Source organism: Paenibacillus sp. J45TS6 (assembly GCF_018403285.1).
In the GTDB taxonomy this organism is placed as follows: Bacteria; Bacillota; Bacilli; order Paenibacillales; family Paenibacillaceae; genus Paenibacillus.
The window spans coordinates 43,793-54,608 of sequence record NZ_BOSJ01000024.1 but is presented as its reverse complement, the minus strand read 5'-3'; the positions used below and the strand labels follow the sequence as shown (position 1 = coordinate 54,608).

The following is a 10,816-nucleotide window of genomic DNA, read 5'->3' as shown; positions in this document are numbered from 1 at the left end:
GACTGAGGAAGAATTAGAACATGCCCTCCAACTTATTAACAACAGACCAAGGAAATGTTTAGGATGGAAAACTGCTCACGAATCATTTGAAGAAGAAGTGTCGCACTTGGATTGACAATCCGTCATAAAAAAACGCAAAGAAAAAGACATATATTTCTGATAAGGTGAACCCACCTGTTTCAGAGTCATATATGTCTCTTTTATTAAGTAACAAAAGTAATAATACTCCCGATCAACATTCCTGCGATAAAGTAAGTTCCGCTCAGCGGAACTTTAACTTTGCGATGCTCCGCATAAACGAGGAGCAAAAACAACAATAGGAAGCTAATTTTCAGCCAAAGAAAAACAAAGGGAACTGCAAGTCCAAGAAGTAAACCGATAATTCGATACACTGTGGTAGGCAAATGCATATACTCCTTCTCTTAGTACCGTAATGGATGATACGTAAGTCTTGCTGTTCTCATCTTAGGATGGATTATTCCTCTTCTTCTATTTCAAACACACAGCGGAAACGTTCAACCCCAGGGTATTTTTCACCCAGACTATAGACAATAAAGCCAATATTCCGGTAAAAATCCACAGCTTCTTCGTCTGTTTCTGCGGTTACAACTTCAGGCTTTACACTACTAATCATTTCAGAGATAATGCCGCGTCCATAACCCTTCAGCCGATTCTCAGGCAGCACAGCGAGATGCTTGATTTGCACTTCTTGATTTTGTTTCTCGATTCCGATGAGAGCTACTAACTGCTCTTCATCCTCGAAACCGTACAACGTCATAGCGTCTTGTTCTTTATATTCCTTCAGGGCTGCAAGTACGTATTCCTGCTCTGGAAGGGTAGCGTATTCAATGAGTTCCTGTACTATAGGATCTTCTAAACGATCTTGTAAAGAAATAAACAATGTATATCCTCCTATTCATGCGCATTTACTATACGTACTTTAGGGCTTTTACAAGAATATTTCAAGTCTCTTATAGAATCACACACGAACATTTCATTTTCAACCATGATATGGATTATTGCTGTAAACCTCTTCAACAGGATCGGTTGATGAACTAAACGCTGACCAGGAAGGTAACAAGAAACGTAATTCTTCCGCTGTTTCTTGAATAAATTGTTCTATCCGTTCAATATCCATGAGCCGTAGTGAGCGAGGTTTAATCGGTTCTTCTAATTTACGAAGGATATCATACCGATAATCATCTACTTCTTGAAGTGAGACGAGTCTGCCCATGGCTGCAGCAGGTGCGGATTCAAGTAATTCGAGTAATTGCTTTGTTTCTGGATGCGTATCCATGAGTATGTATTCCAGTTGTGTGACGTCCCGGTTATATAGTGATTGAAATGAGCGAAACTGCGTATACCATCGGTACAGAAAAATGTTTTGTGCTAGATTTTCCATCCCTTTATATACGGTTTCAGCCCATCTCAAATCGACGTATATATGCGCAGCATACCCCATAAGAAACTGTCTGTAATCTTCACCAAGATGAATATTCGTATGTGATACATGAAACTGCTGAATTTCTCTTACCCGCGGCAGAATCCCTTCCACCTTACAGAGATGAGTATTCCACTTCATTTGATCATTCATATTCCGTCTTGTAAGAACAGCATTAGGTGCAATGTTGCCCAGAACAAAAGATGGTGATGGACGTCCTTGTTGAACCAGATGGGCAACCGTTAAATGTACCATTGGCCAAGGCATACTTTATTTCCCCCGCTTTTTCCCTTATAAAATGAGTAGCATAATAGATATTCTCTATTATTGTATCTTATTTCTCTCTATCTCATATTTCTCTACAATCTATGAGCTATCAGTCCATCATCAACAATAAAGGCCAATGATCAAGCCATTTCTTTTCAAATACTCTTTGTCTATACAGCCCAACATTCCGGAAATATGGACTTTTTTTCACATTCATCTCGAACAGATCAGATAAACCAAATGGAGCTATGATCTCCAGCTCATCTTGATCATTCAGACGAATCGCAACCGCAGTCGCTGTCTCAGTCCAGTACCTCATCGCATCTTCTACGGATTGGTAGGGAGGATCCATATTATATTCATGCATTCTTGCTTGGTTCTTAACTTGCCATTTTCGTCCAATCTGCCCTGACTGTAATTGTTTCTCATACTGGATATCAATCCATTCATCTAACTGCTTAGGATCATAATAAATGACATCAATATCATTCAGCGGAGTTGCGTCTTTATATTCGTGCAGTACATCCCACACTCGGTTCCTTACATAACCAGCAGCTATACATCCCTCTGGTAAGCCAAGTTCGCGAACCCGTTTAAGGTCATCGATAATTTGCGGCTGATTCATTATATCTCGCAAACGTTCTTCATATGTCAAATGTGATCGTCCTCCTTTTCTTCTATACTATTTAATCTAGAATGACACTTCATAGATTCACATACTTAATTATAGAGCGAACTTACTACAGCGACAATCAAATGTTTGCACTTTTATCCATAATGTAAAAAACAACAGACTTCATGAGCCTGTTGTTTTTTTATTATTTTCTTTTTCTTGCAGCAAATCGAAGTAACTGACAGCGGAATTCAGTAGGCTCATCATACTTTTCTTCAGGAATCGCCTGTGTGACTCGCTCTGTGAATAAAATATCCCAATCGTCCTGATAACGATGAGTTAATAAATCTTCAGCATATTGCGTAGGTAAATTTAGTTCGATCAGCGGTTTGATTGGTTCAAGATTCGAAAGTTTTACTTCCTCTACCCCGGTACTCATTGTAATGAGGTGTATACCGCCTATTTTTGTACCTGCCTGCATTCGGTCAAGCACCTGATGGAGCGCTTCTGCAGAGGATACATGTTCTAGACAAGAACAGGCTGCGATATAATCATACCGGTTTGGCTCAATCTCGTAATGTTCAATGTCTGCCTGTTCCGCCGTAATGAAGTGATCGACTTGATATTTTTTTGCGTGCTCATGTAAACTATCAATCGCTTCCTCTAGTAAATCTACCGCTACGACTCTGCTGTTCGTTCCGCGCAGTTTATCTGCTATCGCAATCGTATTTCTGCCTGCGCCTGCTCCAAGATCTAACACGGTGAGATGATCTTTATAAGCTCTTAGTCGGTCAAGCGTCTCCATGACAATCGGCATGGGTCCGGCCATCCAAGTCCCTTCTTCATAGAGATCGTGCTCTTTATAAAAATTACGATGATACGTTTCCTCCATTTTGCGCGCTTCTTTAAATTGTTGTTCAGACATATGGGCCCATCCCCTTTCCAAAATTGTTGTTTGAACTACCATTACCCATAATGAAACCTTTTATAGCCACTTTTTCTTTCTTATTTCCGTATTTTGTCCTAAATACCGGGCTACAAAATCTTTTATATGACGTTTATATCCCTCCGAATCTACTAGAAAAGAAGTAACATGTGCAGCTTCAGGAACGATATACAAATATTTGTCACCAGCACTTTCTCGGTACAGCTCATGAGCCATAGAGGTAGGAACGAAGGTATCTTCACCCCCACAAAATCGATCCATCTCATATCCACGGCCTGTATACCCGTGAGATAAAATAACGATCTTGTTCTATTTTAGACTCGTTGAAACCACTTTATCTCCTGCCATCTGTTCCGTATTCTTGATGATCATTGGTTTAGGTGTTCTTTTTATCGCCACTTTATAGAAATAGGAGACTGATGCCCACAGCAAGGCTGCAATCATAAGAAGTATTAGCAGTAAAATCCACATCCAATTTCTCTCCTCTATCTATTGATATATTGTACTTAAACCGTCTATGATTTCCTAACCTGCAAACCTGTTTTTCAGCACACAAAAAAAGGCATCCTAATTACGAAGCGGATACCTTTTCATAAACTTTGTATTATTGATGTATAGACGAAAGAAGCTTCTTAATTTCCCTGCAAGCCTTCTCGTAAGCAGGTACCAACAGTTCCTTCATTCGCTTAGGTTCTTCAAGACAACCCATTGTTGCAGATGTTTCTATCTTTCCTAACAGTAAAGAGAGATGTTCAATTCCCAAACTAAGACTGCTCGATTTCAAGTCGTGTGCGGTCTTGATTGCTTCACTACATTGGTTAGTATTAATATAATGAATCAATTGATCTATTTTACTCGGCGTATCCGCTTGATACATGTCAAGCAAGGTTTCTAATAACTCCCCCTTCTTCTCCTCACTAAGGTTCAATAACTCCATGATCACTTCCTCATTTAGAATAGAATCATCATGCATTTCAGGAAGCCATCTCTGCATCATTTCTCGCAGTGTTTCTAGAGTGATTGGCTTAGGTAAGTAATCGTCCATACCTGCCTCGAGACATTCTCTACGCTGCCTCTCTGTAACATTCCCAGTGAGTGCGATAATAGGAGTATGTGGACGCATTTCATCCTCTTCAATCTGTCGGATTTTTTTTGTTGCTTCTATTCCATCAAGCTTCGGCATCATATGATCCATCAGTATAACGCAGTATGGTTTACTGAGATAAGCGGCAACCGCTTCTTCTCCATTCTCCACCGTATCTATATTTGTAATTCCAAGCTTCTCTAACTGAACAAGGACAACCTTACGGTTAATGCTGTTATCTTCTGCGATAAGAATTGGATGTTCAAGAGGAGAGCACTGGATACAGTCCCTAGTCTCAAGTGTCACCGCTGTTAAACGGTTCATTTCCGCTTCATTCGTAGTAGGAATCATCGCCTCGACGCTAGACTTAACTTCAAAAGAAACTTCAATCCAAAAAGTAGACCCTTTTCCATACTCACTTATGACACCAATCTGTCCATTCATCAGATTTACAAAGTATTTGCTAATGGAGAGTCCAAGACCGGTTCCACCATACTTAGACTGTTGTCCATCAGATGTCTGAGCATAAGGTCTAAACAATTTAGACTGATCTTCCTTCGTAATGCCAATCCCAGTATCTGTAACTTCAATACGAATCATTTGTTTATGATCCTTTTCAGATAAAACCTGAATTCGAGTATAGATCGATCCGCCCTGCGTAAATTTGATGGCATTACCAACAAGATTCATTAGTATTTGAGTTACCCTGGTACTATCACCAATTAACGTGTCAGATAATGAGTCATCAATCTCTGTGTACAGTTGATTACCGGATTTATCAGCTTTTGCAGATAGAAGCATATTGACATGTTTCGAAATGCTTCGTAAATCCATCTCGGAAGGATTTAATTTCATTTCTCCCGCTTCAAGCTTTGATAGGTCTAATATATCATTTATTAAATAGAGCAAAAGTTGAGACGACTCCTGAATAACGGTAACCGATTGCCGCTGTTCCTCTGTAAGCGATGACATTAATAAGATTTCAGTCATCCCCATAATTCCATTCAAAGGAGTTCGAAACTCATGACTCAGCAAAGCCAGAAATTCACTTTTTGCTTCACTCGCTTGAACTGCCTGATTTTTCGCTTCATTCAGTCTGGAATTGTTTTTGGCAAGTTCCCTTTGTAACGTAACCAGATCGTTATTCATACTTGAAAATTCACTGAGTACGGTCTGCTCATGCTCTTTACTCTTAATTATTTCCCTGTTAAGTTCAGCTATGATATTTCTCAGTTTTGTCATCTCGTGTTCATTAAATTTTGAGGGCATATCATCCCTCCTCTCTAATAGATCACCTATAATGAAACACGAAGCAGGATTTATTCTTCACTTGGAAGAAAGCAGGGAATAAGCTACTTCAATGGCACTACCGGCATCATGAGCATACCCGTCTGCCCCAACTTCTCTCCAAAGTTCTGGGTCAATATTAAAAGGAAGCCCTCCAACGATAATAGACACCTGTTTTGTTGCAGGATTACTTCGCACCTCTGAAATTAACCGTTTTGCTAAATGAACATGAAAAGTCATCGTTACAGACAATGCAAGTACGTCCACATTATATTTTTGAATCGATTCCGTAATACCTTCTTTAGGAACATTGGCACCTAAATAATAGGTGTCCCAACCTTCCATCTCAAAGTGATCCGTCAGCATCCTAAGCCCAATTTCATGCAGTTCACTGCCTACACATGCAGCGAGCAATTTATAACCATTGTTCTCTTTGGTCAGCCAGTAAGGATAAAGCTTGGACATATTCGCCTGCGTTGCAGCCGTACATAAGTGCTCTTGAGCCACGGTAATGCTGCCCATATGCCATAACCTGCCGATTTCCAGCTGTGATTTTTGAAAAATAAAAAGATAGATATCTTGGATAGAAGTTCCTGCCGCGAGTAATTGCTCTATAACAGACCAAGCTCCCTTACGATCGGCAGACAATAGGGACCGAAGATACAACTCTGTATTTTCACGGTATGGCTGATTTTCCGCGATATACGTAGGTATAGGCTGGGCAGTTGCAATTTCCTGAATACCTTTTTCTAAATAATCAAGTAAGAGTTCTCGGTCTGTCTCTTTATATGTTTGTTCTAAGATTTCTTGGATTAAAGTGAAGTTAATACGCAAGTCTTCCTCTGTTACTTGATACCTCGCAACTAATATTTTTAGCCACGATACATATTGTGTAAAAAGAGAGGGACTTTTCAGCATAACACTCTCAGCCAAAAAACTTAGGCTATATTTTGTATCTTGTGTTGTTTTGATTTTGCCTGACGGGCCATATTTCAGTTCTAATTCAGGTTGTATTTCGTACTGCCTTTCTGTAATTTGTTCGGCGAGACGATCCACCTGTCGCAAGAGGACTTCCCCAGCTGCATTATTGGTATCATTCATCAGAATGCAGCTCCCTTCTTGTGAAAACCGATGTAATATTTACGCCCTAAAATTAAAATATAATATGAAACCAATATCCATTTTTCTCAAAGTGTATATCGATTTCAACTATTTAATTGTCCCACACTATAAAACAACATGCAAGCAATTGGAAATTTCAATCAAAAGAAAACCGACCTTATTGAGGTCGGTTTAACATACGAATTTCATCTTTCTATTTCTCGTCCACTAGCCGATAATCCAAGCTTTTTCAGCAGACGAATCGCTTCTATTTTCTCATCATCGGTTAGTCCTTGCTCTGCTTCTTTAATGACTTCATGATGCCCTGGAAAAATACGCTCAAAAAAAGCAGTTCCCTCATCCGTCAGTTCTGCAAAGATTACCCTTCTATCTTCCAAGGAAGCTCTGCGTAGTAGCAAATTTTTGCTTTGCAGCTTGTCCACTACATAAGTAATATTACCGCTTGACATAAGTACCTTTTCCCCAATCTTTTGCAGCGGTTGAGGTCCCTTATGATATAACAAATCAAGCACTCCGAATTCCGTCGTATTCAGCCCATGACTCTGAATGTCTCGATTAGATCTTGCAGTTACAGAGTTGTAGGCTCTGGCTAGAACCACAAACAACTGAAGCGATAGATCTCTCTCATCGCGTAAATTAGACATAACCTTGCCTCCAATAGCCTCTATCAATAAAAATATCCATTGTTTCCACTTTACACTTGGATCATGGAGTGAATCATTAGGATGAATGGCGTGCTTCCCATTCCTCCCGCAACATCCCCATTCGGATCGAATCATAATAGATTCCATCTACAATTCTGCACTTCCGCATACGGCCTTCTACTTGCATCCCTAGCTTTGTACCCACACTCATCATTCTTACATTTCCAGACCATGTAGTAAGACCTATACGAACAATAGGGAGAACTTGAAACAAATAAGTAATCCAGCATTTCATGGCTTTTGTACCGCATCCTTTATTCCAGTCCGCTGCTTGGTACATAACGATCCCAGTCTCGATCCACATCGACTGAGGATCTTCAATATAATAGGATAAACTCCCTATAATCTGACCACTTACTTCCATAATGACCCAAGAAGGTACTTCCTTTGAAGATGCCTTTTCGACTGTTTTACGAAAACCTTCCCGGCTCTCATGCACTAAGGGATAATAGGGTGCATCCCACTTTTTCCATTCCGGATTCGTTTCACCATATATGAATTGATATAAATCATCGATATCTTGTTCTTCTATGGTGCGTAGAATTACATCATCTAGCTTCAGGAGAATTTGTCCGATGACTTATCTTCCTCTCTTTGAAAAAGAAGTTACCTTTTTTTGAGCTCAATTGACCCGTCACTGTGTGACACTACCACGGTATCCGCCAGATCGACGAACAGACCATTATCAACGACACCTGGAATCATATTTAATTTTTGATTAAGAGCCTCTGCATTAGAGATGCGTCCAAGCAGACAGTCTGCAATATAGTTTCCGTTATCCGTCACATATTTCTCTTCACCGTTCATGCGCCACTGTGGACGGCAGCCAAGCTGATCAAGGGCCTGAAATGTCCATTCATGTGCAAACGGAACAATCTCAACAGGCAATGGGAATTTACCAAGCGTATGAACAACTTTGCTCTCATCCACTACAATGATGAGTCGTCTGCTGTTCGTGGCAACAATTTTCTCGCGCAGAAGCGCACCGCCGCCACCTTTAATCAGATTTAATCTGCCATCGACTTCATCAGCACCATCAATCGTAAGGTCAAGTCTACCCATCTCAGCAAAAGGAATGAGGGGAATTCCCAATTCCCGCGCCTGATCCTCAGAAGCTTTCGATGTAGCTACTGTCTGAATATTCAATCCTTCTTCCTTAATTCTTTCGCCCAGGCGTTTAATAGCCCAATAGGCCGTAGATCCTGTACCTAGTCCTACCTTCATTCCATCTTTAACGAAATCCACTGCTCTTTCTGCTGCTGCTTTTTTTAGTTCCACTAAATTCTCAACTCCCAATCTATGTTTAGCAAAACAAATCATCATACCACTTCGTGGAATAGATCCAACTTATGTTCTATTGTAACCGATTCATATTCATGAAGGAATATCACCATAAAAAAAACAGCACAAGATATGTACTCTATATTGCCTATTATAATAGGCAGCTTTCGTTTCCGTGTTAAACGATTCGAATGACCGCAAGTACAGCAAGATGTAACGGATAGAAACTTACCCATAGCCAGCGCGGAACAGTAGAGCGAAATGAAGCTCCCTTATCCATTAAGAAAGCAATATATACCGTCGCTAGCGTGCTCCAGATTTGAAGTTCAGATACCACCATATCCGCAATATTAAGTAGCAAATGAGCACCCACCATGACCATACCTTCCGTGTATCTAAAGATTAGAATCAGGAAGAGACCATAGATCCCATAGTCCATCGTGGATAATTCCATGAGAATACCAGAGATCATAACAATCAGAACTTTACTGATTCCACTTTGGGACTTATCCAGCAGCTGAAGAACAAGCAGCGAGGACAACAGTGTCCAGATTACATTCAAATTAGAATGCTGAAAAGCAAGCATAAATGGGATCTGCGAAATGATAGCCAGAAGAAGTAAACGGTAAGTATAGCGTTTCATATTCCTTGTGTATTTATAACCAAGATATGTCGAAAACGCATAAATCGGAAAGGCAAGCCTTCCAATGATCCGAAATATGCCTTGATCCTGATAAAAAATAGCACCTATATGATCAATCAACATGGTAAGCATTGCAATCCAGTACAGCATGAATCCCTCCTTATGTTCCGTAGCTGTATTATGCCATAAGGATTCTTCGGATTACAACGAACCCTGGGTATACAATCAAGATTTTGTAATTGTAAGAAGATTATAATGCCAAAATTCATTGTCTCGTATGTATCCTTCAGACTCATATAACTTCTGGGCTGCACTATTATGTGCTGAAGTGGATAAAGTCAGTCCTTTTGCTCCTGTAAGGCGGGCCAAATGTTCTGCTTCTTGAAGCAGAGCTCTTCCAGCTCCCAATCTTCTAGCTTCTTTTCTTACATAGAGATCATTTAAGATCCACAGAGACTGAAGGGAAATGGACGAAAAGGAGGGATATAGTTGTACAAAACCAACGGGCTCATCTGTTCCTTTTATCTCAGCGTAAAAAATGACAGATTGCTCATTTTCCATTCTCTCCATCAAAAAAACTTCAGCACCCTTTGGATCAGACTCCTGTTCATAGAATACACGGTACTCATCAAATAAAATTGCAAGTGCAGATATATCCTTTTTTTCGGCGCGTTTTATAGTCAGCTTGTCCCTATTAGTCATGGGAATCCCTCTTCTCTCATTTTAGTTCACTCTTAGATTATAAGAAACATTCATGCTTTGTTATATATAATTTACATCGAAAAGTTTGCATGATCTGGAAAAAATTTTGTGTAGCTTGATTTATAAAATTCTTTGACACGAATAAAAACATTTAATAATATTAGTATAACAAGTATTTTATAGAGGAGGGTTAACTAACACATTGAATAAGTTTACACTTGAACATTCGCTTGGGTTTATGCTTGGTGTTGCTCATAGACGTTCTGTTCATTTAATGAATCAACTTTTGAAAGAATACGAGATTACAACGGAGCAATGGTCTGTTCTATTTCACATCTACTCCCACGAAGGTTTAAATCAACGCGAAATTGCCTCAAGAGCTTATAAGGATCAACCAACGACTACACGGATTATTGACATGTTGGAAAAGAAAAGTTTAGTCGTTCGTAAACCGAATCCTGCCGATCGCAGAGCGTATGAACTATTCCTTACGGATGAAGGTGCTCATCTCTGCCGCTTGATTCTTCCTCTTGAAGAGAAATTAAATGCAGATTTTGCTGAGATCATTCCCGAAGAAGACATAAAAGTTTTTCTCCGAGTATTAAATGAATACCACAACCATGTGCAAAAACAACAAGAAGTACACGAACAGAAGAACAGCTCAAAGTAACAGGATGTGAGGGCGAAAGCTCCCCTCCTGAGCAGAGCCGCTCTAGAAATGAAGGA

At 39.9% G+C, this 10,816-nt stretch carries 15 protein-coding genes and 1 pseudogene; 2 read left to right on the top strand and 14 right to left on the bottom strand.

From position 1 onward, the window contains the following. A pseudogene (locus tag KJS58_RS22635) lies at positions 1 to 115 on the top strand (IS30 family transposase); the annotation flags it as partial. Positions 116 to 203: 88 nt separating this feature from the next. Here the strand turns inward: KJS58_RS22635 and KJS58_RS22630 are convergent. From KJS58_RS22630 to KJS58_RS22565, 14 genes are all read right to left on the bottom strand, one after another. Beyond that, positions 204 to 404 carry a hypothetical protein gene (locus KJS58_RS22630; protein WP_213535722.1) on the bottom strand — a complete coding sequence of 67 codons (201 nt, stop codon included), beginning with the start codon at positions 402 to 404 and terminating at the stop codon, positions 204 to 206. A gap of 71 nt (positions 405 to 475) precedes the next feature. Next, positions 476 to 901 (bottom strand): GNAT family N-acetyltransferase, encoded by a 426-nt coding sequence (locus KJS58_RS22625; protein ID WP_213535720.1) that lies wholly within the window; start codon positions 899 to 901, stop codon positions 476 to 478. A gap of 99 nt (positions 902 to 1,000) precedes the next feature. Beyond that, a complete protein-coding gene (locus KJS58_RS22620; protein WP_213535718.1) occupies positions 1,001 to 1,708 on the bottom strand; it encodes a hypothetical protein in 708 nt (235 codons plus the stop codon). 109 nt (positions 1,709 to 1,817) lie between these two features. Beyond that, the gene (locus KJS58_RS22615) at positions 1,818 to 2,333 is read right to left on the bottom strand and encodes a nucleotidyltransferase family protein (protein ID WP_213535743.1); all 516 of its coding nucleotides are present in this window, start codon (positions 2,331 to 2,333) and stop codon (positions 1,818 to 1,820) included. 193 nt (positions 2,334 to 2,526) lie between these two features. Beyond that, on the bottom strand, positions 2,527 to 3,246 hold the full coding sequence (locus KJS58_RS22610) for a class I SAM-dependent methyltransferase (protein ID WP_213535716.1): 720 nt from the start codon (positions 3,244 to 3,246) through the stop codon (positions 2,527 to 2,529). A gap of 60 nt (positions 3,247 to 3,306) precedes the next feature. Then, positions 3,307 to 3,528 (bottom strand): alpha/beta hydrolase family protein, encoded by a 222-nt coding sequence (locus tag KJS58_RS22605; RefSeq protein WP_213535714.1) that lies wholly within the window; start codon positions 3,526 to 3,528, stop codon positions 3,307 to 3,309. A 48-nt stretch (positions 3,529 to 3,576) separates the two neighbouring features. Next, positions 3,577 to 3,738, bottom strand: a complete 162-nt coding sequence (locus tag KJS58_RS22600; protein ID WP_213535712.1) for a hypothetical protein — start codon at positions 3,736 to 3,738, stop codon at positions 3,577 to 3,579. Between the two features lie 133 nt (positions 3,739 to 3,871). Beyond that, positions 3,872 to 5,620 carry an ATP-binding protein gene (locus KJS58_RS22595; RefSeq protein WP_213535711.1) on the bottom strand — a complete coding sequence of 583 codons (1,749 nt, stop codon included), beginning with the start codon at positions 5,618 to 5,620 and terminating at the stop codon, positions 3,872 to 3,874. A gap of 57 nt (positions 5,621 to 5,677) precedes the next feature. Further along, positions 5,678 to 6,739: a cobalamin B12-binding domain-containing protein gene (locus KJS58_RS22590; RefSeq protein ID WP_213535709.1), complete on the bottom strand. Its 1,062-nt coding sequence runs from the start codon at positions 6,737 to 6,739 to the stop codon at positions 5,678 to 5,680. A gap of 206 nt (positions 6,740 to 6,945) precedes the next feature. Continuing rightward, on the bottom strand, positions 6,946 to 7,404 hold the full coding sequence (locus tag KJS58_RS22585; protein WP_213535708.1) for a MarR family winged helix-turn-helix transcriptional regulator: 459 nt from the start codon (positions 7,402 to 7,404) through the stop codon (positions 6,946 to 6,948). A 76-nt stretch (positions 7,405 to 7,480) separates the two neighbouring features. Then, the gene (locus KJS58_RS22580; protein ID WP_306433111.1) at positions 7,481 to 8,008 is read right to left on the bottom strand and encodes a GNAT family N-acetyltransferase; all 528 of its coding nucleotides are present in this window, start codon (positions 8,006 to 8,008) and stop codon (positions 7,481 to 7,483) included. Positions 8,009 to 8,070: 62 nt separating this feature from the next. Further along, positions 8,071 to 8,742 carry a ribose-5-phosphate isomerase RpiA gene (gene rpiA / locus KJS58_RS22575; RefSeq protein WP_213535707.1) on the bottom strand — a complete coding sequence of 224 codons (672 nt, stop codon included), beginning with the start codon at positions 8,740 to 8,742 and terminating at the stop codon, positions 8,071 to 8,073. Between the two features lie 181 nt (positions 8,743 to 8,923). After that, the gene (locus tag KJS58_RS22570) at positions 8,924 to 9,538 is read right to left on the bottom strand and encodes a TraX family protein (protein ID WP_249717834.1); all 615 of its coding nucleotides are present in this window, start codon (positions 9,536 to 9,538) and stop codon (positions 8,924 to 8,926) included. A gap of 75 nt (positions 9,539 to 9,613) precedes the next feature. After that, positions 9,614 to 10,090, bottom strand: a complete 477-nt coding sequence (locus tag KJS58_RS22565; RefSeq protein WP_213535706.1) for a GNAT family N-acetyltransferase — start codon at positions 10,088 to 10,090, stop codon at positions 9,614 to 9,616. Positions 10,091 to 10,292: 202 nt separating this feature from the next. Between KJS58_RS22565 and KJS58_RS22560 the strand changes: the two genes are divergently transcribed. Beyond that, positions 10,293 to 10,760 (top strand): MarR family winged helix-turn-helix transcriptional regulator, encoded by a 468-nt coding sequence (locus KJS58_RS22560; protein WP_249717832.1) that lies wholly within the window; start codon positions 10,293 to 10,295, stop codon positions 10,758 to 10,760. The last annotated feature ends 56 nt before the right edge of the window (positions 10,761 to 10,816 follow it).